Below are 26,446 nucleotides of genomic sequence, written 5' to 3' on the forward strand. Positions count from 1 at the left end.
AAAGTTGAATATGCAAGTAGATGTAGCAAGAGCCAAGAAGGTAAAAAGCATTTTAGTTACCTTGCCAAAACCTGAGAATGATAAATCGCCTTATTTTACATTGGCGGATAAATATAATCTAAGGCTTGATTTTAGAGGTTTTATTCACGTCGAAGGCGTTTCAGCAAAAGATGTGCGCAAAGAGAAGATTAATTTTGCAGATTTCTCAGCGGTTATTTTCACAAGTAAAAATGCTGTAGATCATTTCTTTCGAGTGTGTGAAGAAATGCGCTATGAAGTATCCTCTGAGCTGAAATATTTTTGTATCTCTGAGGCTATTGCATTATACCTTCAGAAGTATATTCAGTACCGCAAGCGAAAAATTTTCTTTGGGAAGCAAACCGCCAAGGATCTGGAAGATGTGTTGAAGAAACATAGTAAAGAGAAGTTTTTGGTTCCATGTTCTGATGTTGCCAACGAAGAAACGCAAAAGTGGCTGCAAGATAATGGTTACGATTTTACACCTGCTGTTCTTTTTAAGACCGTAATCAGTGATATCAAAGATTTGGAGGATGTATTTTACGATGTCATTGTGTTTTTTAGCCCTTCCAGTGTACAGTCTTTGTATGAGAATTTTCCTGATTTTAAGCAAAATAATACACGCATAGCAGCATTTGGAGCAACTACACAGCAAGAGCTTTTAAAGCACGACTTGATTTTAGATATCCCTGCCCCAACGCCTGAAGCACCAAGTATGACTATGGCTGTTGAACAATATATTAAAGTAGTTAATAAATAAAAAAGGTACTTTTTATTGGTAGGTTTGTGTAAAAAATATCATTTAAGTTTATGAAGCGATTAGGGCTATCTGGCCTAATCGCTTTTTTTTTAGTTAAATATGAAAGGTTTTAATTGTGAGGCGATTCACATGTATTTGAGTGCTATTTATAAAAGATTTAAATTATCAGAAGAAACGGTATTGTGAGTTTTTCTGTTCCAAAATTTTTGTTTACTGGTCAGTAACCTGTTTAATTTAATAAAGGACTTGTAGAAAATGATTCTTTATTTATATCTTTAAGAGTTTTAAAAAAAATGAGATAAATATCGTGTACGTATGAAATTTAACCGATACCTATTTTTGTTATTCCTTCTTTTTACAACAATTTATGGTTGTAAAGGTCCAACGAATTCAGGAGAGTTGGTGGGCGTTAGACTTAATAAGCTCAAAACGAATACTGTCCCCTATGGTATGGTGTTAATTCCTGGAGGTACTTTTATTATGGGGCAATCGGATGAAGATATTACTTTCGCACAAACAGCTCAGAATAGGCAGGTGACAATAGCCTCTTTCTATATGGACGATACGGAAATATCGAATAGCGAATATCGTCAGTTTGTGAACTGGGTGCGTGATTCTATTCTTATTTATAATTTTTTAGGAGACGATAGCTATTTTGTCAGTAATGCGAATGGCGATCGCCATATTGATTGGAAGAAGGTAAATAGTAATTCACCTTGGAAGTCCAAAGAAACGACTTCGCAAGAACGATTAGCCAGTATGTTTTATCAAGGTGAAGATCGGATCTTTGGTAAGAATGAGTTAGATGTTCGGTTGTTGAGGTACCATTACGAGTGGTATGATTTGCGATCAGCTACTGCTGCCAAAAATGATAGATCAAAATCTCGTTCTGATTTTATCATTCGGGATACTATGCTTATCTACCCTGATACAACAGTATGGCTGAACGATTTCAGTTATGCTCAAAATGAACCAATGGTGGAGGGGTATTTCTCTCACCCATCGTATGACGACTATCCGGTTGTAGGGATTACGTGGCGACAGGCGCAGGCTTTCAACAACTGGCGGACCCGTTTGTTCAATAATGCAGCAGCAAGTAACAAACAGGTGGAGCGGCTCCCTTACCAATTGCCATCGGAAGCAGAGTGGGAATATGCTGCGCGAGGAGGAAAAGTCGGTACACAGTTTCCCTGGGGTGGCCCTACCGCTCGCAATGCCAGAGGCTGTTTAATGGCAAATTTTAAACCCGGAAGGGGTAACTATATGGATGATGGTGCGGCTTATACTGCTCCGGTTTATTCGTATTGGCCTAATGATTTTGGTTTGTACAATATGGCGGGAAATGTTGCGGAGTGGACCCAATCTAGCTACAACGAATCTGCGAACTCTTTTGTACATGACATGAATCCAACGTATACATATTATGCGAAAGCGGGAGATCATGAAGCATTAAAACGTAAAGTAATCCGTGGCGGTTCCTGGAAAGACGTTGGTTTCTTTCTTCAAAATGGATCCCGTCAATATGAATATCAAGATACAGCGAAATCCTATATCGGTTTCCGTTCCGTGACACGCTATGTGGGCGTTTCAAATCGATAACAACAATTCTAAACTTTTATAACAATCTCAACAATGGCAAAGAAAAGAAAATTTAAATTAGGCATAAACACACTAATAAATTGGGGCGCGTCGGTCGTGATTGTCGGCTTGATGTTTAAAATTCTTCATTTTAAAGGAGGGGAGTGGATGATTGGAATCGGATTGGCAGTTGAGGCGTTACTTTTCTTTATCATGGGATTTATGCAATCCGAGCCGGAGCCTGATTGGACACGTGTATATCCAGAACTGCAAGAAGATTTTAACGGAGAGCTTCCGGTACGTGGCGACCGCACGGTGGCCTTAGCTCAGCCAGTAGCTTTGGGAAATACAGCAGCATTAGATAAACTTTTACAGGACGCGAAGATTGACGAAAACCTGATAGGCAATTTAGGGGATGGTCTTCGTACCTTCAGTGATAAAGTTGCTTCTATTGCAAAAGTAGCGGATACAGCGACTGCAACGAATCAGTTTGCAGACAAGCTGAATGCTGCTTCTACGGGAGCAGCTCAGTTAAGCCACGCTTTTGAGCGGGCGGCAGCTGATTTACAGACATTCAATGAATCGTCTGCAGATATGCAGCAGTTTAAAGAGCAAGTGAGTACCTTCAATAAAAATTTGTCCTCGCTTAATGCAATCTATGGTAACATGTTGTCTGCCATGAACGCTAACCGCGCTTAATGTCCGATCAATTTTATTACTGAAGAAATTAAATTATGGCAGGTAAGAGAGAAACGCCTAGGCAGCGGATGATCGGAATTTTATATTTAGTGTTGCTGGGTTTGGTGGCGTTAAATGTAAGTGATTCCATTCTCGATGCGTTTAAGAACCTAGGAAATAGCTTGAACACATCTACACAGAATACCCAAGCAGGTATTGATAATATGTTTCTCGCTTTTAGAGAGACAAAACTTAAAGAAAATCCGGAGCGTGCACAGCCTATCTTGAACAAGGCGGAACAAGCACGGTCTTTAGTTCAGCAGTTAACGAGTAAGGTTACAGAATTAAATACCCTCTTGACAAGTGAAGGAGGAGGTCTTGATGAGGAAACGGGCGACGTAAAATATAGAAGTTCTACTGATATTTCTGCGCGGCTGATGATTAATGAAGGTCGAGGGAAACAACTTCGGGATCTCATTGTATCGACCAAGTCTAATTTGTTGAAGTTGACGAATAATGAGATAGATCTATCATTGGACGCTGCTGACCCAGCTCCACGTGGTGGGGTTAAGAAATCTTGGGAAGAAGCAAGCTTTGGTGATGGTATTCCTTTGACGGCAGCGATTACGGCATTAGAGAAGATCAATGCTGATGCGAAAAATGCAGAATCGGCGGTTGTTAAACATATCTTTGGAAAGATGGATCAGGCGGTTGTCAACTTAGATAAATTTGCAGCAGTAGCAGTAGCGCCCACATCTTATTTAATACAAGGTCAGCCTTACACTGCTAAAGTGTTTTTGACTGCTTATGATTCAAAAGCTTCACCACAGATTTCAGTTGGAGGTAGCAATTTGACCGTTTCAGATGGGCAAGGTCTTTACCAGGTAAATACAGGATCACCGGGAGTGTATACTTGGCAAGGAACCATTCGTGTGCAACAAACGGATGGTACGGTAAAAACGTATCAAACGGAGCCGATGACTTATCAGGTTGCTAAGCCTTCTGCTGTCGTGTCACCGGATGCGATGAATGTATTGTATATTGGAGTAGATAATCCGATCTCGGTATCGGCCCCCGGTATTCCAAGTGAAAACTTAGTTGTAGCGGGTACAGGTGTGTCGATTAATAAAGCGGGAAATCGTTATAATGCTCGTGTCAGTAGTACAGGGGAAGCAACCATCAACGTGTCCGCTAAAATTGATGGCAAGACACAAAATATAGGAAGTTCAAAGTTTCGGGTAAAAAGGATTCCAAAGCCAACAGCCCGGGTCGCTGGAAAAACAGGAGGCCGTATATCAGCAGCACAATTGCGTGGACAAAATGTGCTGTCTGCGTCTTTAGAAAATTTTGAGTTTGATGCGAAATTTCAAATTTCGCGTTTCAATATGTACATAGCAAAACCAAGAGTTGATCCTATTGGTCCTTATCAGGCTTCTGGTGCATCTTTTTCTGGACAGATGAAGACTGGCCTGGGCGCGGTTACTGCTGGATCGGTAGTCATGATCTATGACATTGTGGGTGTTGGGCCCGATGGTGTTGCACAGAACTTGGATCCGATAACATTCCAAGTAACGAATTAGTCTTAAAAAACTGGAGATATGAAGAAGATTATATTTTCCTTAGTGGCGGTGTCCTGTTCTCTTGCAAGTTTTGCTCAGCAGGAGAATCTTTCCAATAGCACCAAGCCTATCCATGCGGAGGAACCTCCCGTGGATGGTTATGTAGCAAAATCAGATATAGAAAATAGAAAGGTTATTCCTTATGCTGCCATAAGGCAGACCGATATTGCTTATTCAAAAAGAGTTTGGCGAGAGATTGATTTGCGTGAGAAAATGAATAAGGCTTTCGCATCTCCAAAATCCCGATTGATAGATATTATTATTGCAGCTGTCATGAATGGAGAGCTCACAGCCTATGATCCTACACCTACGGAAAATGATCCCAACGGTGATAGCTTCAAGAATATTCTGCCAGCAGATCAAGTGATGGCTCGTTTTGGAGGCGATAGCGTATTGGTCGAGGAGTTTAATGAAAATAATGAGGTCATTTCTTCACGGTACGAATCCAGATCTTTTAGTGGTGAAAATGTGATTAAGTTTCGAATAAAAGAAGATTGGATATTTGATAAGCAGCGATCGATATTTGAGCCTAGAATCGTAGGTATAGCGCCATTAATCGTTCCGCAAATCCCGGGAGCGGATATGGGTAGTTCTGTTACAGCTTCCAGTGGGGAGGGACAATCTGCAAATTTTGATCCTTTTGATCCCTTTGCTGTTCAGCCTGAACAACGAAGCCAAGAAGTGGCGCAGCAAGATGTTCCTGTGGCAACGCCTACTTTCGATACTGGTTTTGTTCCTTCTGTAGATCCTACGCCTGCATTTTGGATTTATTTTCCAGAAGCAAGGCATATTCTAGTCAACAAGGAAGTTGTTAATCGGAACAATGATGCAACAGGTTTAAGCTATGATGATGTTTTTATAAAACGTATGTTTGCAAGTTATATCGTCAAGGAGTCGAATCCGGAAGATCTGCGTATTAAAGATTTATTGAGTGATGGAGTAGAGCGACTATACGAGTCTGAGCGCATCAAGAAAGCCTTGATGGATTACGAGCAAGACTTGTGGTCATATTAAAATTGATTGTGACCAATATCATATATCGTTTGGGATATTTCTTTTAAATTGCGCTTATTTAGAAAGAATAAAAATAAGCTAAATAAAGCGATTTAATAGGAATATTTTTTTTTATGTTTGTAGGAAGTTGTTAAGTATAAACACGAGTGAAACTAAAACCGGTAGATAGTATATCAGGAGTGGCTCCACAGGATTTTGTTCGGGATTATCTAAACAGAGGACAGCCTGTACTTATTAAGGATTTTATCAGTAAAGATAGCCCTTGTTGGATGAAATGGAGCTATGACTATTTCAAGGAAATAGCTGGTAGTGAGCAAGTAGACATATATGGTCGTGAAGAAGAATCGCAAAATCATGCTGCGAGTCCGCCAATTGGCCGAATGAGCTTTGGCGAGTACCTGGATAAAATTAGTAATGAGCCTACAGAATTACGGCTGTTCCTTTTCAATTTGATGAAATTGCGTCCTGAATTGAAAAAGGATGTGATTTATAACGATGTTACTGGAGGAAAAGTATTGCAGTGGTTGCCTTACATGTTTTTTGGAGGTGAGGGTTCGGCCACGAGAAATCACTTTGATATCGATATGTCGCATGTCTTTATCTCGCAATTTCAAGGTTCAAAGCGTATCTGGCTTTTTCCGAATAACCAGTCGGATCTGATGTATAAGCTTCCATATAATTTTCATAGTATCGCTAATCTGAAAACGAGTAGCTTGGAGGAATATCCTGCATTGAAGTTATTAGAAGGCTATGAAGGAATTATCCATCCTGGGGATACGTTGTATATGCCTGCCGGTTGGTGGCATTATATCCAATATGAAACCGAGGGATATTCTATTTCTGTCCGTGCTCTGGCCAATTCGGTAAGTGAAAAACTGAAAGGAGCCCGAAATTTATTTATCACAAGGCATTTCGACGATACGATGCGGAAGATCTTTAAGGATAAATGGTTCAACTATAAAATAGAAACAGCTAAGAGACGCGCAAGTCGTGCTTTACGCAAACGCTCAAAAAAATAAAGACAAAGAAACTTCTATGAATTTATCCGCTTTGCGAATATTCATAGAAGTTTCTTATAACTGAGCTTTTTGATAGGTATCAGTTGTGAAGGCATTTGCGGAAAGTTATTTTAGCTTCTCCACAAATTTTTTGATGGATGCGGATGGATCTTCTGTTTTCATAAAATTTTCGCCAATAAGAAATCCCTGAAATCCTGCCATTTTAAGTTTTTTAATGGTATCTGTATCCGAGATGCCACTTTCTGAGACCTTGATATAGTTATCTGGAATCTTGGTTACAAGGTCGTAGGAATGCGCTAGATCTACGATGAAATCTTTGAGGTTTCTATTGTTGACGCCTATCGCATCAATACTGTCAAAAAGGCTCCGCTTTAATTCCTCTTCGTTGTGCACTTCCAAGAGTACATTTAGTCCAAGAGACTTTGCGTAGTCTGCAAACTCTTCAACCTCCTTCTCCTTTAGACATGCCGCAATCAATAAAATAATATCAGCACCGTAGGCTTTAGCTTCAGCGATCTGGTATTTGTCTACGATAAATTCCTTACGGAGTAAAGGAATAGTTAAAGCAGCTCTTGCCTGAGTTAAGTCCGCTAGAGACCCTTGGAAGAAGTCAGGGTCCGTCAAGACCGATACCGCGGAAGCTCCAGCTTCTTGGTAACCTTTGACTACATCTTCTACTGTAGAATGTCCATTAATTAAACCTTTTGACGGTGAGGCCCGTTTAAACTCTGCGATGATTCCAGTACGTTGTGGATCCAAGAAAGATGCTTTAAGCGAATAGCAGTTTCGGGCGAATAGGGGGTAGCCTTCAAGCTCCTCCAGAGATACTTTGGATTTCGCTTCCGCGACTTCAACTCTTTTTCTGTCGACTATTTTATCAAGTATGGTCATTGTAATATGTGTCAAAAAATTAGGAATCTAACCAGTTTTTAATCAATAACTTTCCGTTAGTCGTTAAAACGGATTCCGGATGAAATTGCATGCCGCGTACATCGTGTGATACATGACTCAACGCCATAATTACACCGTCACCGTCCACAGCTGTTATTTTTAAGGAAGGAGGTAAGGTATCTCTATCAACCGCCCAAGAATGATAACGGCCAATTTTGGCGTCTGTAGGGAAGTCATTGAATAATCTTTCGTTACTGTCCGTCACGATAATATTCGTTGAAACACCATGTAGAGGTTTGGGCATGTTGTAAAGTGTACCTCCATAAACCTCGGCTATAGCCTGCTGTCCTAAGCAAATGCCCAAAATACTTTTATTGGCGCCATATGTCCGAATGACATCCATTAATAATCCAGCTTCCTCAGGAATTCCCGGGCCTGGAGAAAGAAGGATTTTATCATAGGCTTCCACTTCTTCCAGTGCAAATTTGTCGTTCCGTACGACGAGATAGTCTCTTCCAAGTTCTTGTAATAGATGGACGAGATTATAGGTGAAGGAATCGTAATTGTCGATTACCAATATTTTTTTTGTACTCATGGCCTTACTGCTCGTATCAAAAGTTGTTGATTGTTGTAGATTATTTTTGTGTGAAATTATTCAGCTCGCCAGTGTGTGCCTCCTGTATTGCTCCGCCGCATATCTGTTGTTCTTTCGTCAAGTATTGCTCCCGTAACTCCTGGAGTTCGCGTATCCGAATCTCAATGGTCTCTATAGACGTTTGTAAATGAGATGCCGTCGTGCAATATTCAAGCGGTCTTATCATAATGTTTCTGCAATTTCTAACGCACGTCTTAATGCCGCGATTTTATTATTAACTTCCTGCAGTTCCTTTTCTGGATCAGAATCCAAGACAATTCCCGCTCCAGCCTGGTAGTGTAGCACATTTCGTTTACTGAGAAAGGAGCGTATCATAATAGCATGGTTGAAATCACCATTAAATCCCATATAACCGAGTGCTCCCGAATAGAATGAACGCTGTAATCCCTCGTATCGATCGATTAATGTTAGTGCCATATGCTTAGGCGCACCCGAGAGTGTACCAGCAGGATAGGTGTCGCCCACGACTTCGAATGAATTGACATCTTTGGACAGACGGCCAGATACTTTGGAAACCAAGTGGATAATATGTGAATAATATTGCGCCTCTTTGTAAGATTTTACTTCTACTTGGGTACAGTGTCGACTTAAATCGTTTCGCGCCAGATCCACCAGCATCACATGTTCCGCAGATTCTTTTGGATCGTTTTTAAGTTCCTCTGCGATTTTTTCATCGAGTTCCATATCACCTGTACGTTTAAATGTACCTGCTATAGGGTAGATGGTCGCTTCTCCTTTTTTTATGGTAAGCTGTGCTTCTGGTGAGGAACCGAATAACTTAAAGTCGCCATAGTCGAAGTAGAAGAGGTAAGGCGATGGGTTGACCGAGCGCAGGGCTCTATATACGTTAAATTCATCTCCTGCAAAAGGAGTGGCAAAGGCGCGGGAAGGCACTATTTGAAAAACATCGCCGCGTCTGATATGGACTTTCATCTTCTCAACAAGCTCTTTGAATGCCTGATCAGACATGTTAGAGGTTTCTTCACCTTGACGAGAGAATTGGTATTCGGGAAAGTTCTTATTCTGTATCAAATATTCCAGCCTATCGAGATCGGATGGCTCGTCCTCGAGTAGGTTTTCAAAGATGTACAATTGATTTCTGAAATGATCTATAGCGATTACATAACGGTATACGTGATACTGAAGATGAGGGATATCGCGTGCCGGATCCGCTTCTCGGGTTAGGGTGATATCTTCGAAGTGTTCGATGGTGTCGAATGTAAAATAGCCAAATAATCCGGAAGAAATAACATTGACTTCTGGAAGTATGGTTTGGGAAAACTGACTACGGAAATTGGATACTTCTTCTCTAAGGTTTAGCGTATCAGCATTCTTGTAGTTAGCTTCTTGTCCAGGATAGGCAATCCGAAGCTGGTCGTTTGTTAAGGTGATCCCCGCAATTGGATCGCAACAAATGTAGCTTATATTGTTGTCTCGGCTGTGGTATTCCGAACTCTCTAGTAGTAAAGAGTTTGGAAAAGTATCGCGTAAACGCAGATATATACTCACAGGTGTCGTCGTGTCGGCGAGTATTTTTTTGTAGTTCGTATGAAGTTTATAAGACATTTTCTGTGCTATAAAATGTTAGAATTCAAATGTAGTAAAGTATAGTGTTGTTATTGTTAAGAATGCGAAAATAAAGCCTAGTCGCGCCTACTATTTCTTTTGGTGCAGATTGCAGTATGTTCAAGAACCGATTTGATAAGTTTCATCGTTTTCAATTTTTCGTTTTCGATGGGTAAGTTTTTTAAAATCATTTCTATTTATTTAAACTTTATTTTATACCAAATAAAAAAGCCCGACATATTATTGTCGGGCTTGCTTTCACAATGGTTTTGGTTGATTATGAAATATTGTATAACATACCAAATTTGCTCCCGACGCTATTTGCTTCGAGCCACCACCAACTTGTATGTAATTTTCTTGTTGTCATTTGTACACCGCAAATTTATAATTATTTTTTGTTTGTCAAATTTTTTTTGATAAAAAAACAATAAATACAGTAAATTATTAATCATTCAGCAAATCGGGACGCCGTTCTCGTGTCCGTTGTAATTGCTGCTCGTCTCGCCAAGAGGCTATCTTTGCTTCGTGTCCACTGAGCAAGACGTCTGGAACCCGGTGTCCCCGCCATTCGGCAGGCCTGGTGTAGATTGGGGCGTCGAGCAAGCCATCTTGAAAAGAGTCTGATAAAGCAGATGTTTCATCCGATAATACACCAGGAATCAATCGGGCGATAGCGTCTACTAAGATTGCTGCAGGAAGTTCGCCGCCTGATAGTACGTAATCGCCAATGGAAATCTCTTTTGTAACAAAAGCATCTCTGATTCTTTGGTCGATACCTTTATAATGACCGCAAAGTATGATGATGTTTTGGATAGAAGAAAGCTCGTTGGCAATCTGTTGGTTTAGTGTTTCCCCATCAGGCGTCATATAGATTACTTCGTCGTAGGAACGTTCACTTTGAAGTTTTTCGATGCAAGCAGCGAAAGGTTCAATCTGCATCACCATGCCCGAACCACCTCCGTAAGGATAGTCGTCTACGGATTTATGTTTGTTGTTTGCATAGTCCCGCAAATTGTGAACATGTATATCGACCAAGTCTTTCTTTTGTGCCCGTTGCAATATGGAATGTGCAAATGGACTTTCTAAAAGGCCCGGTAGAACAGTAATAATATCAAAACGCATGATGCAAAGATAGGAAGAGTTCTTTGGATATTTTGCAGTATTCTTTCTAAGGACTAGTTTGTTCCGTCGAGGGATCTGTTGCGGTTGGACTATTAATTCATTTTTTTGTAAGAAAAATAGTGAGATAAGTATATTGTTACAAATCATTCCATTTATTCAGAATAAAATTTTTTTATCAATTTTTGGAATTTTTGATTAAAGGGTTTTTGTAACAAATGGCGTCATTATTATGTTAACGAATGTGATGTGTCAATCTTTAGTTTATTGTTAAATTTCCAATAATTAATTGAATAAAATTTTAAAAATAATTCCGTAACAGAATTTTCTGTTACGGAATTATTGTAACATTTTTTATGTACATCATTATTTAGAATATGTAAAAACAAGTTTTTATATTCTGTTTTTTATATTGTTTTTAGAATAATATTTCGAGTTGTTACTTATGTGTGATCTAATTGCTAAATTTTTGGTTTTGCTATTTTGGTAGAAAATATGTTTCAAATTTGATTTTTTAACTTTTTATACGGTTTTTTATTTCAAAACTTGCAATAACAACTTTATGCGTCTATATTTGCTCTCCGTTTTAACAAAAATTAACAAAATGTTTTAACGATTTTTAACAGTCAATATTTTTTCCTATTATTGAGACTAATAACCGAGAATTTATTGATAATTAATAATAACTAAACAAAACAATTTCTATGAAACAAAAATTACTCAGTTTAATTTTTGTGTGGACGAGCCTAATAGGGCTGTCGTTTGCGCAAAATCGTCAGGTGAGTGGTAAAGTTACTTCTGCTGCGGATGGTTCGCCATTAGGAGGCGTATCTGTGGCTGTTGTTGGAACTTCTAGTGCATCACAAACTGATGCTTCGGGGAGTTACTCCATTCAAGTATCGGGTGCAGATGCGGTATTGTCTTTTACTTATGTGGGATATGCCAATCAAAGGGTTTCTGTAGGGAACCAGTCTTTTGTAAATGTTCAACTTATTGGAGATGAGGAAACATTAGAGGAGGTGGTTGTGACAGGTTATTCAACAGTTTCTAAGTTAAAGTCCACATCATCCTCTTCTGTTGTAAATTCACAAGCGTTAAACAATGTTACACTTCCTGATGTAAATCAGATGTTACAAGGTAATGCTTCAGGTGTTACTGCTTCAGCAAACTCTGGACAGCCTGGGTCGCGTACTGAGGTTAGGGTTCGTGGTATTGGCTCAATTTCTGCATCTTCAAGCCCACTATATGTTTTAGATGGAGTTATTATGACAACTGGGGATTTGACCCAAAATACCCCAACGCAAGACGTTATTTCCAGCCTAAATCCTGCTGATATCGAGAATATAACTGTCTTAAAAGATGCTGCAGCTACCGCAATATATGGAGCTAGGGGTGCCAACGGGGTTATCGTTATCACTACTAAGTCAGGTAAATCAGGTCAGAGTAATCTTACTCTAAATGCCAAATTTGGTGGTGGAGATGTTGCTGGTAAAATAGATTTAATGAATTCTTCTCAGTTACTTAGTTATCAAAGAGAATTAATGCAGGCAGCAGGAATGACTGACGAGCAAATTTCTTTAAGAAGACCAGATTTTTTGCAGAATACAAGTACTGATTGGTATGATTTAGCATTCCAGTCTACTAAGAACCAAACGTATAATTTGTCTGCTTCTGGAGGAAATGATAAAACAAAGTATTTTGGTTCAGGAGAATATTTTGATCAACAAGGCGGGTTAATTGGTAGTCACTTTAAGAGATATGGAGCTCGCTTAAACGTAGATCATAAGTTGTCTGATAAATTTGACTTAAGTTTCAAGATCAATGGGTCTTATACTGACCAAAGAAGTGCAAACGCTGGAAATGGATATGCATCACCTCTCCTACAGATGTTTTTTAACACTCCGTACATACCTGCTTACAATTTAGATGGTTCTTTATCAGACGGTTTTAGTGATGGACAGGCTGGTACTTCAGGATATGAGCCGTTTTCATCTATTCCATCTACGTACAGACCTACACTTATTGGAGGAAATTTTCTGCATACGGTAGAGAATGACTATAACCGTAACAATAATCTTTATAATTCCTTCAATGGAGCGATGGGATGGAATATCATCGACGGTTTAAGATTTGTAGTAAGAGGAAACGCTGAAATTATCAATATTGAAGAGAAGGTTTGGTGGGATCCTATAAGTTATAACGGAAGTGATTACGAAGGGTTATTACAAAATAGCAATATTAAAAATATTAACCTTTTGACTAATCAACTATTAACCTATGATAAGACATTTGGCGGCGGACATAGTATAAATGTCTTGTTAGGTAATGAGTTCCAGAAAAATGATTATACCTGGACCTATTTTGCAACAGAGGGGTTTGCAACTAGTGAACTTCAGCAACCAGGTGTTGGTGCAAAGCCATTAGATAAAGATGGTAATCGGGAACAATTTGCTTTCCATAGTGTGTTTGTGAACGCGAATTATGATTATAATGCCAAATATTTTGTTGGAGCGAGTTTACGTAGAGACGGTTCATCACGTTTTCCTTCAGATAGTCGTTATGGAACCTTCTATTCTGGTAGTCTTGCTTGGCGTGTTAGTGAAGAGCAATTCCTGAAAAATGTTACTTGGATTAACAATTTGAAATTGAGAACAAGTTATGGTCGCATGGGGAATGCGGATTTCTTATTTACAAATCGGAATTACCCTTTCAGTGCTCTTTATGGCTTTAATGCAGTTTACAACGACGAGAGTGCTGTTGTTGCGAGCCAAGTTGCAAATCCTAATTTTACTTGGGAAAAAACAAAAATGTTTGATATTGGGGTGGATTTTGGATTGTTCGGACAATATTTAAGTGGATCTGTGGAATTTTATGATAAGAGATCAGAAGCATTGATATTACAGGCTCCTTTATCAGGTACCACAGGTTTTTCGACAATTAATTCCAATATCGGATCTATTTTGAATCAAGGTTGGGAGGTAACTTTAAGTTCAACACCTGTTAAAACAACTAATTTTAGTTGGTCAGTTGATGGCAACTTTGCAACGTTGAAGAATCGAGTGTTATCACTTGTTAATGATTCGCCAATTACTCCAACATCGAATTCTAATCAAAGAATAGAAGTTGGACACTCGATCGCAAGTTGGTATTTACAGGAATGGGCTGGTGTAGATTCAGAAACAGGTGCTCCACAGTGGTATGATGCGGATGGAAACGTAACAAGTACGTATGCTAATGCAACTAGAAGATATGTTGGAACAGCTTTGCCAAAGATAACTGGTGGTTTGACAAATAGATTCCAGTATAAGGATTTTGATTTGTCATTTTTGATCTCTTTTAGTGCTGGAAATAAGGCGCTAAATAGAACTAGACAATACTGGGAAAATGATGGTAACTCTTCAAATTATAACTTTGGTGTAGATGCTGCTGATAGATGGCAGAAGCCTGGTGATATTTCTGACAAGCCAAAAGCTGTTTGGGGAAATAATAGTCTTTCCAATTCAATTTCTACAAGATATTTAGAAGATTTAAGTTATGTTAGATTAAGAAACGTGAGATTTGGTTATAGCTTGCCTTCATCCTTGATAGGTAGAATCGGTGCTAATCAAATCAAGCTTTATGCGCAAGCAGAAAACCTTATTACTTTGACAGGTTATAAAGGTTTTGACCCAGATGTTAATACAGCGCCATTAGCGCCAACAAGTACATCTAGTGTAGCGACATCTAATTCAGGTGTTGATTTTTTTCGGTATCCGACTGCAAGAATTGTAACTTTTGGTGTAACCGCTTCATTTTAGACTATTGATTTATGAAAAAATTTAATAAATATATTGTTCCATCGATGCTTGCTTCAGTTCTACTTTTGAACAGTTGTAATAGTGCTTTGGATTTGAAACCGCAAAACTCTTTGCCAGAAGAATCTGTCGTAAACGAAAAATACGCTCGTCAATTAATAAACGGTGTATACGAACAAATGCAGGTTGTCGGTTATTATGGGAAGGATTTTCAAGTTGTTTCTGAAGTTATTGGAGATAATGTTAAAATTACATCTGCGAATTCGAATAGATACTTAAATGAATTCCGTTTCTTGTGGAACCCGACGTTGTCTAGCCAAGGTGCAACATGGACGGCTATATATAAAACTATTTATGCTGCAAACGTAGTTATAAATGAACTTCCTGATACTGAAGAAACAACTCCATATAAAGGTGAAGCATATTTCTTGAGAGCCCTCGCTCATTTAGATGGCGCTAGAATATTTGCTCGACCATATACAAATGTCAATGCAAATCCGACGGGTGCAAATACTGGTATTCCTGTCGTTCAGGAGACGGTTAAAGACCCTGCTAATTTTAAGCCTACGAGAAATACTTTAGCTGAAACTTATGAAGCTATAATTAGTGATCTTAAAAAAGCTCAAGAATTAGCCCCTGATATGGAAAACGGTAGTACAGAGGTTTACAGAGGTTCTAAAGATGCAGCGACAGCACTTCTTAGTCGTGTATATCTTTATATGGGAAAATATGATGAATGTATTACTGAATCTAATAAAATAATTGCAAAATATCCTTTATGGACTGCTGCAAATATTGCAACCGCATATAGTGGCAATAACACTTCGGAAGAGATTTTTTCCCTAAAATTCAAATCTACTGAAAATCGTGGTGCGGATAACTTTGGACAAATGTATAATCGTCCAGGAGTTGGATATGGAGATATACGGCCAACAGATGCATTTTTAGCACTGTTATCGGAAAATGATACTAGAAATACTTTTATTGAAAGTAGAGACGGAGCTTATTTTCTAACTAAGTTCGCAGGTAATACTGTAGAAGGTGGAAATGGACTTGTAGATATAAAGATACTACGTATTGCGGAAGTTTATCTTAATCGTGCGGAAGCATATTCTGAGCTAACTTCTCCAAATATAGCCTCTTCACTTTCTGATGTCAATGAACTCCGTACCAATAGAGGCTTGTCTTCACTTTTAACAATTAGTTTAGCGGCTTTGAAAGAAGAGATTAAGTTACAAAGGAAGTTGGAATTTATTGGTGAAGGATTTAGGGGGACTGACATCTTTAGAAAGAATGATACAAGGACTATTGTTGATGAAGATGCTCTTTCTAGTTCACCGATCGCACCAGATAATTTTAGGGTGGCTTTCTCTATTCCCGTAGCTGAAACGGATGCAAATCCGAATATTGTTCAGAATACTGGATATTAATAAACTCATTTTCTTGAGAGACCACCTTATAATTTATAAGGTGGTTTTTTTTGGAATTTATCCAATGCGACATTTAATTATCATAAATGACGAAAGGGGAGCAAATTATTATTTCGCTCTCCTTTTTAATTTTTCTGTATTTGCCGATTTCCTTGCCATTATACTCCATCAATTTTAGGTTAGTCCCCTGTTGACGAGTTAAGTGGTCATTCGATATAGGAATATTATAAGACTTTGGGCCTTTCCAGTAGATGATTAAATAATCGGCTTCAATTTTTTATAAATGTTTTGTCTATACTAGAGAGAAGAAAACGGAATAGTGATAGATTCGGTATTTAAAAAATCGATTGTGAGCTTTCTATTTATTGATCGTGTATTTTAAAATGATAAAATTGAAGGAAATGTGTATTGATAGGGAGTTGTTTACCTGAGTATGTTGACCGTTCTGTCAGTTCTTTTGGTATAAAAAAGCTGTTTTAAAAGATCTCTCCGTAATCCTTTAAAACAGCTTTCAATAGTTCTTTATAGCTTCAGTTAAAATTGTAAGAGAAATTTGCTACAATATTAAGAAGTTTTTGTCGATTGGCTGTAGTGTATCCAATCCAGTAATGTTTGTTGGTTAAATTATCTCCTTTTAGTGCAATTCTAAATTTGTTAAAATCATAAAAGGCATTGGCATTCATCATGAAATATGATGGAAGTTCGAAAACAGCAGATGTGGTGTTAAAAATGCGATTAGCGTTCGCGTAGTTTCCGCCAACGCCAAAACCTAGTCCCTTAATTGGACCGTCAACGAATTGATAGTTTGCATAGAAATTAGCTAACCAAGGGGATGAAGCCGTATTTGGCCTTCTATTTTAAGACAGTATTGTCTGTCGTTTTTGTATATTTTGAATCGTTATAACTTAATCCAGCCATAACAGAAAATCCTTTTCGGGAATTCCTATTTTCTTTTTCTAATCTTTCTTAAGAGCTGTTAAGCATTTACCACATTTCAGGTTGGGATGTTTGTTGTTTAAATGATTCGTATAATTCTCAATAGATTATACCTTATACCTTGTCGTAAAAGTTTTGAATTTAATTCGGATTACTGCCTGTCTATCTTTTTTTCGAAATTTCGATTATTTATTCTTAAAAACAATATATCTAGTTGTTAGCCTGACTTATCTAATTTGAATTGCTGAATACCTGTTAATTCTATGATTATTCGTGTTCAACGAGGTTTGTTCTATTTATTTTTTGTTGTTTTTTTTATTTCAGTGCTATTTTTTTTATTTTTTTTCTTGTTTTTTCTAATTATCTATTTTATATTAGCAAAAGCTGATCTTCTTGTACGAAAATAAGCTACGACTAACAACAAAAAAATAATGCTTCCTCAGAAGCTCTGTATTAACTAAACAACAAATAACAATGAAACAGAAACTGCTTACTTATATAGGTGTTTTCCGACACTGACGTATTTAAATCACATCAAGTTTAATTTTATACCTCAAATTTCAGCGGAAAATTGTTTGAATAATTCTGCTAGGACTCTTTTTGACTTAAAATTTTGATTGAAGTCCTATTTTTTTTGAGATATGCTAAATCCTTTTTTTAAGGGTAAGGGGTGTTGTTTGCCTAATTTTAATAATAATACTATTTTTTTAGAAAAACAAATTGCACTATATAGTCCCATCGAGGGAAATTTCTTAACTAAACAACAAATCAAATGAAACAAAAATTACTCAGTTTTATTTTTGTGTGCACGTGCCTTTTAGGGGTCTCATTTGCACAAAATCGCCAAGTGAGTGGAAAGGTTACGTCTGCTTCCGACGGATCTCCGATTGGCGGCGTTTCAGTGGCCGTTGTAGGAACAAGTTTTGCTACACAAACAGACGCTTCTGGAAATTATTCCATCAGCTTGAATGGAGATGTAACCCTATCGTTTTCCTATCTTGGATACAGTAGCCAACGGGTTCAAGTCGGCACCCGCAACGTATTAAATGTCCAACTTGTAGATGAACAGTCGGCCTTGGATGAAGTTGTGGTTGTCGGGTACGGAACGCAAACCAAACGCGAAATTACAGGCTCTATTTCTTCGATTAGCGGCGATAACTTTACCAACAATTCTTCAGCATCGTTGGATCGTAATTTGCAAGGTTTAGCGGCTGGTGTACAGGCATCTGTAACCTCAGGAGTTTTAGGGCAAACGGCCAAGGTACGTATTCGTGGGTTGTCATCGTTGTCTAACTCTTCCGACCCTCTATATGTGATTGATGGTGTGCCGTACATTGCTGGAGATCAGAGTGGCGTGTTTTATAATAATCCCTTGGCTAGTTTAAATCAGAATGACATTGCTAGCGTGGAAGTTCTAAAAGATGGTGCCGCAACAGCTATTTTTGGTTCTAGAGCATCCGGAGGCGTTATCTACATCACAACCAAAAGCGGTAAGGCTGGTACAACTTCTGTAAACTATAACAACTGGTTTGCGTTTGCAAGCCCATCTAAGCGCTATGATTTATTAAATGCGAACGAATTTATTGAAATAGCGAATGAGAAACGACGCAATGCTGGTCAGTCAGAGGTTGCTGTTGAAACTGTTGATCCTGTGAGTGGTGAGGTTTATGATACAGATTGGCAGGATGTTGTTTTACGCAAGGGGGCTTTTCAACAAAATCACTCCTTGTCATTAAATGGTGCTAATGAAAAGACCTCCTACTATTTTTCAGGTGGCTTTGCCGATTTAAAGGGTATTTCGGTTGGCAATAGCCAAAAGAAATATAATATCCGGGGTAAGGTAGATCAGAAAGCGTTGAACGATAGACTTAAATTAGGATTAAATACGCAGGTCTCTTATGTTGATGATAGAGGTTTTAATGATGGAGGAAGTTCTTTGTCTGGTAACATTACTTCCGCTCTTTATGCCTTACCTAATGTACCTGTAATTTGGGCTGACGGGACTTATAATTTTACTTCGGATGCGGCAGCTTTGGGAAGAGGTGACAATTTAGCAGGTATTGACGGTAGTTATACGAATGTTGCTTATACTTTGGCGAATAACATCTATAAAACATCGGCTCTACATTTTAATGGAAGTGCCTATGCCGATGTGGAGATTCTTAAAGGGCTGAACTTCAAGTCGCAGTTAGCCGTTCAGTATATTGCAGGTGAGGATTACTTGTATTGGAATCCGGTACACGGAGACGGTAGACTTGTGAATGGTCGTATTTATCAATATTATCTTCCAACGTTTCGCTATAACTGGCAGAATTATTTGACGTATAATAAAGAATTTGGAGACAGTAAGTTGAATATCGTTGCGGGTATAGAAGCGCAAAAAAGTAAAACCCGTTATTTCTTTGCACACGGATATGACTTATCTTCTACGTACTTCGCAGAAAATGAGAATATTATTTCAGGATCATTGAATACCCAATTACTGGGTGGCTCAGCCAATGAGAATGCATTTCAGGCGTATTTCGGTCGTGTCAATTATACGTTGAAAGACCGTTATTTCTTATCGGCTTCTTTACGTCGGGATAGATCTTCATCTTTGGCTCATGGAAACCAAAGTGTAGTACTTCCTGGAGCGTCTATCGGTTGGGATGTAACGAAAGAAGATTTCTTCAATAGTTCGTTTATTAGCCAATTTAAGGTTCGAGGAGGCTATGCTAAAGTAGGAAATACCGATATTGGTAATTATCCATACGCAGGAACCTTTAGTGCAGCTATCTATGGAGATTATGCGGGAATACGGTATTCACAAACTGGAAATTCAGAGTTAGGGTTCGAGACGAGTAAGAAATATAACATAGGTGTCGACTTTGCATTTTTGAAGGATCGATTCACCTTTGTAGCTGATTTCTTTAGGAATAATATCGATAATATGATTCTATCTGTTCCCACGGCTCCCTCTTTGGGTGTACCAAATAATACAATAGCAAAAAATGTGGGAGAGATGTATAACCAAGGTTGGGAGTTTGCGCTCGGGGGGAATATTATTGCTAATGAAAACTTTCGTTGGAATACCAATTTGAATGCTACTTTCGTGAAGAATAAAGTTTTAACATTGTATGAAGGAAATGATATAACGTATACCTACCATATTGTTCGAGAAGGCGAATCCGCAGGATCCTTCTACGGCTATGAATATTATGGTGTAAATTCTACCAACGGAAATGCCATATACCATTCCCATACGAGAGATACCGATGGAAATCTGGTAGAAGGCTTGGTACAGTATAATGCTACCAGTGGAAATTTAGGATGGAAGGTTTATGATCCTGAAAATCCTGGCGATGTTGGTACGACAGGTAGCATAGGTGAGAAGCAAGTGTTAGGCAATTCCATGCCAACCTGGTACGGCGGTTTTAATAATACGTTCTTCTACAAAGGATTCGATTTCGCATTGAATTTGTCGTTTTCCGGCGGAAATAAAGTATTTAATCGTACCCGGCAGGAGGCTCTAAATAGTCAAACATTCACGAATGCGGGTAAAGAATTGTTGGATCGTTGGACTACAGAAGGACAAAATACGGATGTGCCAAAATTGTATTATGGGCAAGGTGCTAATATCAATCTAAATGGAAACACAAATAGTCGTTTTTTGGAGAGTGGCAATTTCTTGCGTGTTAGAACTATTGGGGCGGGATATACTTTTGAAAATGAAGCTTGGCTAAAGTCTATCTATTTAAAGAATTTACGGATTTTTGCGAATGTAGAAAATGCCTTTGTATTTACTAAATATACAGGCGTGGATCCGGAGGTTATGACTAGATTTACTTCTAATCAAAGTAATAATGCGCAGGGGGGCTTGGATTTTATGTCTAATCCGATTCCAAGAACGTTCACATTCGGTCTCAACGTTAACTTTTAAACTGACTAAGCATGAAAATTTTTAAATCAAGATATTATAAAGTAATAGGAGTAGCAACGTTAGTTATAGCTTTGGCTTCTAGTTGCAGTAAGGATTTCACGGAATTAGATCCTTTAGCTGCATTATCGGAATCGACAGCATTTACAACACCGGAAAATATCGAATTAGCTGTTAACGGGATGTATTGGCAAGCGGCTGTGGGACAATATGAAGGTAGTACGGGACGAGGCTATCCCTTTGGGGCGGCTAATACGGAGCAAGGAGACATGCGTGGCGAAGATATGATTAATCTACAACAGTTTTTTTTAATTACGTATCAGAGTCAGTATACCACGACTACAGCTAATAATAAAAACCATTGGGAGCAACTGTATGCATTGATTAATCAATGTAATGTGATAATAGAAGGAGTTGAGGGAGCTGTTGATGGCAATATTTTAGAAGCTGATGTTGCGAATCCCTACAAAGGTGAAGCTCTCTTATTGCGCGCTTTAGCCCATCACGAGTTGTTATTGCATTTTTGTCGTCCTTACGCCGATAGCCCGACTTCAAATCCAGGAGTTCCGTATAGAACTTTGGCGACAAATTCGTTTGAGAAGGTTGAACAACAGCTTACCTTGGGGCGTGGTACAGTTGCTGAAGCTTATGCTAACTTGTTAGCTGATTTAGATGAAGCCGAGTCTCTCCTTCCGGCGACTCGTTCCTCGGCAGATCTTCAGATATCGAGAGCAACAAAAGGTGCAGCAATTGCACTGAAAACGCGCGTAAAATTGCATATGGCTGATTATCCCGGTGTGATCGAGGAAGGACAAAAATTAGGAGCGAGTCTTACTTCTGGTACTTTTAGTTCTTCTATAGGAGGTTACGAGCTAGAAGCCGATCCTGCTACGGCATTTTTGTCGTATGACAAGAATTCGGAATCTATATTCTCTATTGCACAAAGTATCAATGCAAATGCGGGTACAAATGGCGCTATTACGAACATGTATGGAGCGGCAAATCCAAATGGCGCTAGTACTGGTGGGAGAAGTTTGATCGCTATAAGTCCTAATTTATACAATGCAAGTTTTTGGCTAGCAAATGATTTAAGAAAAACCGAGTTAACATATAAGCAAACGTCAGGCGATTATCCATTTGCATTTGCGAATAAGTATAGACGGTATGGTGATAATGACGATTGGAATCCGATTATTCGGTATGCAGAGGTATTGCTTAATGTTGCTGAGGCTTATGCATACAACGGTAATGATGCACAGGCACTTCGTTTATTGAATGCTGTAAGAGATCGTTCTGTTGGAACCGCTAATTCATTTGGTACAACATCTCCTTCGGATCTTAAACTCGCGATTTACAATGAACGAAGGATTGAGTTTGTTGCAGAGGGCAAAAGATGGGGAGATATACATCGTTTGGCATTATCTTCTTACGGTGCTAATGGAATTCCAGCAAAGGTTTTACCAGGGCAATTAACGAGTGCGGTATATGATGGCACAACCCTATTAACGCCTTCACAAGCTGTAGTGGCTTATTCCAATTATTTGTTTCTGTGGCCTATTCCTCAGACAGAAATTGATGCGAATCCTACACTGCGTGCGGAGCAAAATCCTGGATATAATTAGTAATAGTTATATTTAATTATCATAAATGACGAAAGGGGAGCAAATTATTATTTCGCTCTCCTTTTTAATTTTTCTGTATTTGCCGATTTCCTTGCCATTATACTCCATCAATTTTAGGTTAGTCCCCTGCTGACGAATTAAATGGTCATTCGATATAGGAATATTATGAGACTTTGGGCCTTTCTAGTAGATGATTAGATAATCAGATTTTGGCTTTTTATAAACGTTTTGTCTAATAGCAGAGAGAAAAGAACGAAATATTGACAGATTCGGTATGTAAAAAATCGATTGTGAGCTTTCTATTTATTGATCGTATATTTTAAAAATAATAAAATTTAACGGAATATGTATTGACGGGGAGTTGTTTGCCTGAGTAGGTCGACTGGTCTGTCAGTTCTTTTGGTATAAAAAAAGCTGTTTTAAAAGATCTCTCATTAATCCTTTAAAACAGCTTTCAATAGTTCTTTATAGCTTCAGTTAAAATTTGTAAGAGAAACTTGCTACAATGTTACGAAGTTTTTGCGGATTGGCTGTAGTGTATCCAATCCAGTAATGTTTGTTGGTTAAATTATCTCCTTTTAATGCAATTCTAAATTTGTTAAAATCATAAAAGGCATTAGCATTCATCACGAAATATGACGGAAGTTCGAAAACAGCAGATGTGGTGTTAAAAATACGGTTAGCATTCGCATAGTTTCCGCCAACGCCAAAACCTAGTCCCTTAATTGGACCGTCAACGAATTGATAGTTTGCATAGAAATTAGCTAACCAAGGGGATGAAGCCGTATTTGGCCTTCTATCTAAGACAGTATTGTCTGTCGTTTCTGTATATTTTGAATTGTTATAGCTTAATCCAGCGATAACAGAAAATCCTTTTACAAGGTAGGCATTCATCTCCAATTCAAAACCTTCACTTTTTAGTTTTCCAGCTTGATCTTGGATTGCTATGCCACCTGTAGTATACCCTGTGGTCTGTAAAGTGTTCTTAACAGCAATATTGTAGTAATTAATGGTTGCGTTTATCCGACCATCCAATAAACTGGTTTTTAAACCTCCTTCCCATTGATTTGCTCGTTCAGGATCGGAAAGAGCCGTATTGCCATCGCTATCTACAACATAATAGCCATTGCTTGTAAAACTATTTTGGTAGTTACCAAATACAGAGATTTTATCTTTAACAAATTCGTACACAACACCAAATTTTGGTGACCAAGCCGATTGGCTATATTTAGGTGTTTCGCTGCTTCCTTGTATTCCACCTAGGAAGTCATTTTTTTCATAACGTATTGAAGCCATTACGTTCAATTCCTCGGTTAGGTTCAATACATCCGAAGCATAAAAACTGTAGGTGTTTAACTTATTTTTTAAAGGCCATGTGGAGGCATCAAATGTTCCATTTTCGCGTAAGTTGTCGTAATAAGCAGTCACATAGGCTGCATTGAAGTTCGTGTAATCCATATCCCCAGTAAAAGGTACGAAGTCAATAACGCCATAATAAAAAAGTTGATCATTTTTAGTACGCATATAATCACCGCCGACTATTAGCCTATTTCTAAGACTACCCAGTTTGAAATCAAAGTTGAAGTTCTGTTGTACCTGGAAGATACGCTGCGTGCTATTTCCTGTAGATTGATCACCACGGTACAATCCTAGTGTTTCATCAGTGGGATCGGCTCCATAGGATGCTGTAGTAAGATAAAAATACGGATTAAACCCGTTTGAATAGCTGTAGGCGTTATTAATGGCTGTGGTGGATTTGATACCTTTACTTATTTGATAAGTAACCTGCCCAAATAGGTTTCGCACTTTTCCTGTGTTGATAAGGTCTGTTCCTGTATAGTAATTTTTATACTGAAGACCTATATCTTCTAAATCCTTCATGCTGTTGTATCCTAAATTGGAAGGTGAAAAAATAAAGAAAATATTCTGTTCGGCAGAAGTCTTATTTTCAAACATTTCATACTCAGCATGCACTTGAACACGATCATTTACTTTCCATGACAAACTAGGAGCTAAAGCAAAATACTTACTTTTTGCATCTGTATTTTGGAAGTTTCCTTCATTGGTGTAAGCGGTATTTAATCGGAACAAGACGTCTTTCTTTTTTGTTAGTGGGCTATTTATATCTGCTTGCGCACGATAAAAATTATAGCTACCTCCGGCAATGGAAACTGATCCTCCAAACTCTTCGAAAGGCTTCTTTGTAACCCGATTAATAACACCACCATATGAAGTCATATTACTACCATAAAGAGCTGCCGAGGGACCTTTTAATACCTCTACTTTTTCGATGTTTATTGCATCCATAGTTCCACTAACTGGGGCGACTAGACCGTCACGCAAGGAATTGTTGGAAATGAATCCTCGTAAGTTGACGTATGCACCACCATCCCCAGATCTATTTGTGGCATTCCACATTTTCTGAAGCCCTGTCACATTGCGATAGGCATCATCTACGCTAAATATCAATTGATTTTCGATTGCGACTCTATCTACACTTGAATAAACCTGAGAATTTTCAATTGCACGTAAAGGCATCTTATTTGTATATTCCGTATCTTTTTTGATGTACGTATTTACGATGATTTCTTCGATACTTCTCTTCGTTTGAATAGTGTCCGTTTCCTGACTGTAGGAAAGAGTGCTAGAGAGCAGCGCAACGCCGCACAGTGGTATTATTTTCATTGTTGTTAATTAGACTCATTTTAAATTGAGGCAAATATAGAACAAAAAGAATAAAAATAAATGTCAAATTAAAAAATGTGTAATTTTTTTGTTGCTTAATTCTATGACATGGGGTTAGATTGTATTTGTTTGGTATTTAGTTGTTTGTGTTTTTTTTGCAATACATAATTGAAAGTTCTAAAGTAAAATTGGAAAAGGTCTATTTGTTCAGGTAGGCTATTACATTGTCATTTTGCAAAGTGGTAACAAGATCTATTACAACAACTAGCTTGATTTTATAGCACATTATGGATGTAAACCTTTATTTTTCGTTTGAAAAAAAGTGTTTAAAAGTACAAAATCCGTTATGATAGGTTCGAAATTGCGCCGTAAAACGACCTGAGAATAATCGTTTACAGACTATTGTCCTTGGGGACAATAGTAACCTAGATGGAAAAAGCTATTGCAAAACAGGAAATTTGTGCCAGAATCAGAGGGGGGGCCAAATACTTTTTGGCACAGATTTCCTGTTTTTAGACGGTAAAAAGAAGCTGTTTTTGTGTAGGAAAGTTTGTTTATTTTAATTAAACAATGTTTTTAAGCTAATTAATTTAGTTTTTACGGGAAAGTGCAACTCCTGTGATTTTGACAAAACCTCCTGTGATCCTGGGCAAATCACAGGAGGTTTTCCGCTGCGCTGCTGTTGTTTTGTTCGGCACTGCTGTGATCCTGGGCAAATCACAGGAGGTTTTCCGCTGCGCTGCTGTTGTTTTGTTCGGCACTGCAGTGATCCTGGGCAAATCACAGGAGGTTTTCTGTTGCGCTGCTGTTGTTTTGTTCGGCACTGCAGTGATCCTGGGCAAATCACAGGAGGTTTTCCGTTGCGCTGCTGTTGTTTTGTTTGGCACTGCAGTGATTCTGGGAAAATCACAGGAGGTTTTCCGCTGCGCTGTTGTTGTTTTGTTCGGCGCTGTTGTGATTCTATGAAAATCAGATGATGTATTGTTTATCGCAGCTGTGGTTTTTTTGCAGGCAGGGCAGTGTCCCATAAAGAGTGTAAATCGTTTTTCTAGGATCTGTCTCAAATATTTCCTGTGATTAGTTTTGCAACTTTTTTAGTATTATCGGCATAATATTGCAATTTATTTTCATAATCTATATATTTGG

At 38.4% G+C, this 26,446-nt stretch carries 17 protein-coding genes and 1 pseudogene; 10 read left to right on the top strand and 8 right to left on the bottom strand.

Translation table 11 applies throughout. The features are described from left to right. The first annotated feature begins 10 nt into the window (after window positions 1-10). The 6 genes from ACSZOX_RS13780 (at window position 11) to ACSZOX_RS13805 (ending at window position 6,686) form a co-directional block, all read left to right on the top strand. Window positions 11-778, top strand: a complete 768-nt coding sequence (locus ACSZOX_RS13780; protein ID WP_437920616.1) for a uroporphyrinogen-III synthase — start codon at window positions 11-13, stop codon at window positions 776-778. Window positions 779-1,093: 315 nt separating this feature from the next. Continuing rightward, window positions 1,094-2,377, top strand: coding sequence for an SUMF1/EgtB/PvdO family nonheme iron enzyme (locus ACSZOX_RS13785; RefSeq protein ID WP_437920617.1), 1,284 nt, complete (start codon window positions 1,094-1,096; stop codon window positions 2,375-2,377). 33 nt (window positions 2,378-2,410) lie between these two features. Continuing rightward, entirely contained in the window at window positions 2,411-3,055 is a 645-nt protein-coding gene (gene gldL, locus ACSZOX_RS13790; protein WP_437920618.1) for a gliding motility protein GldL, read from the top strand. 35 nt (window positions 3,056-3,090) lie between these two features. Beyond that, window positions 3,091-4,614: a gliding motility protein GldM gene (gldM, locus tag ACSZOX_RS13795; protein ID WP_437920619.1), complete on the top strand. Its 1,524-nt coding sequence runs from the start codon at window positions 3,091-3,093 to the stop codon at window positions 4,612-4,614. Window positions 4,615-4,632: 18 nt separating this feature from the next. After that, window positions 4,633-5,667, top strand: a complete 1,035-nt coding sequence (gldN, locus tag ACSZOX_RS13800; protein WP_437920620.1) for a gliding motility protein GldN — start codon at window positions 4,633-4,635, stop codon at window positions 5,665-5,667. Between the two features lie 146 nt (window positions 5,668-5,813). Then, complete coding sequence (locus ACSZOX_RS13805; protein WP_437920622.1) at window positions 5,814-6,686, top strand: cupin-like domain-containing protein; 873 nt, start codon at window positions 5,814-5,816, stop codon at window positions 6,684-6,686. A 105-nt stretch (window positions 6,687-6,791) separates the two neighbouring features. Here ACSZOX_RS13805 and trpC read toward each other — a convergent pair whose 3' ends face one another. The 5 genes from trpC to trmD form a co-directional block, all read right to left on the bottom strand. Then, complete coding sequence (gene trpC, locus ACSZOX_RS13810; RefSeq protein WP_437920624.1) at window positions 6,792-7,577, bottom strand: indole-3-glycerol phosphate synthase TrpC; 786 nt, start codon at window positions 7,575-7,577, stop codon at window positions 6,792-6,794. Window positions 7,578-7,596: 19 nt separating this feature from the next. Next, window positions 7,597-8,172 carry an anthranilate synthase component II gene (locus ACSZOX_RS13815; protein WP_437920625.1) on the bottom strand — a complete coding sequence of 192 codons (576 nt, stop codon included), beginning with the start codon at window positions 8,170-8,172 and terminating at the stop codon, window positions 7,597-7,599. A gap of 40 nt (window positions 8,173-8,212) precedes the next feature. Continuing rightward, window positions 8,213-8,398, bottom strand: a complete 186-nt coding sequence (locus ACSZOX_RS13820; protein WP_437920627.1) for a hypothetical protein — start codon at window positions 8,396-8,398, stop codon at window positions 8,213-8,215. Continuing rightward, the gene (locus ACSZOX_RS13825; protein WP_437920628.1) at window positions 8,395-9,798 is read right to left on the bottom strand and encodes an anthranilate synthase component I family protein; all 1,404 of its coding nucleotides are present in this window, start codon (window positions 9,796-9,798) and stop codon (window positions 8,395-8,397) included. The genes ACSZOX_RS13820 and ACSZOX_RS13825 overlap by 4 nt, the downstream gene beginning before the upstream one ends. 444 nt (window positions 9,799-10,242) lie before the next feature. Further along, entirely contained in the window at window positions 10,243-10,920 is a 678-nt protein-coding gene (trmD, locus tag ACSZOX_RS13830) for a tRNA (guanosine(37)-N1)-methyltransferase TrmD (RefSeq protein WP_437920629.1), read from the bottom strand. A 701-nt stretch (window positions 10,921-11,621) separates the two neighbouring features. On the opposite strand from trmD, the gene ACSZOX_RS13835 reads away from it, so the two are divergent. Together ACSZOX_RS13835 and ACSZOX_RS13840 are read left to right on the top strand one after the other, a co-directional pair. Next, window positions 11,622-14,714, top strand: coding sequence for a SusC/RagA family TonB-linked outer membrane protein (locus ACSZOX_RS13835; RefSeq protein WP_437920630.1), 3,093 nt, complete (start codon window positions 11,622-11,624; stop codon window positions 14,712-14,714). 11 nt (window positions 14,715-14,725) lie between these two features. Next, window positions 14,726-16,141: a RagB/SusD family nutrient uptake outer membrane protein gene (locus tag ACSZOX_RS13840; RefSeq protein ID WP_437920631.1), complete on the top strand. Its 1,416-nt coding sequence runs from the start codon at window positions 14,726-14,728 to the stop codon at window positions 16,139-16,141. 530 nt (window positions 16,142-16,671) lie between these two features. Here the strand turns inward: ACSZOX_RS13840 and ACSZOX_RS13845 are convergent. Next, window positions 16,672-16,968 (bottom strand): annotated as a pseudogene (locus ACSZOX_RS13845) (TonB-dependent receptor); the annotation flags it as partial. 881 nt (window positions 16,969-17,849) lie between these two features. Here ACSZOX_RS13845 and ACSZOX_RS13850 point away from each other — a divergent pair. Next, a complete protein-coding gene (locus ACSZOX_RS13850) occupies window positions 17,850-20,996 on the top strand; it encodes a SusC/RagA family TonB-linked outer membrane protein (protein ID WP_437920632.1) in 3,147 nt (1,048 codons plus the stop codon). Window positions 20,997-21,007: 11 nt separating this feature from the next. Further along, window positions 21,008-22,615: a RagB/SusD family nutrient uptake outer membrane protein gene (locus ACSZOX_RS13855; RefSeq protein ID WP_437920633.1), complete on the top strand. Its 1,608-nt coding sequence runs from the start codon at window positions 21,008-21,010 to the stop codon at window positions 22,613-22,615. 477 nt (window positions 22,616-23,092) lie between these two features. Here the strand turns inward: ACSZOX_RS13855 and ACSZOX_RS13860 are convergent, their stop codons facing one another. Both ACSZOX_RS13860 and ACSZOX_RS13865 read right to left on the bottom strand, forming a co-directional pair. Beyond that, the gene (locus ACSZOX_RS13860) at window positions 23,093-25,300 is read right to left on the bottom strand and encodes a TonB-dependent siderophore receptor (RefSeq protein ID WP_437920634.1); all 2,208 of its coding nucleotides are present in this window, start codon (window positions 25,298-25,300) and stop codon (window positions 23,093-23,095) included. A gap of 590 nt (window positions 25,301-25,890) precedes the next feature. Beyond that, a complete protein-coding gene (locus ACSZOX_RS13865; RefSeq protein WP_437920635.1) occupies window positions 25,891-26,364 on the bottom strand; it encodes a hypothetical protein in 474 nt (157 codons plus the stop codon). Window positions 26,365-26,446: the final 82 nt, after the last annotated feature.

This window comes from Sphingobacterium sp. LRF_L2, from assembly GCF_965644235.1.
GTDB lineage: Bacteria > Bacteroidota > Bacteroidia > Sphingobacteriales > Sphingobacteriaceae > Sphingobacterium.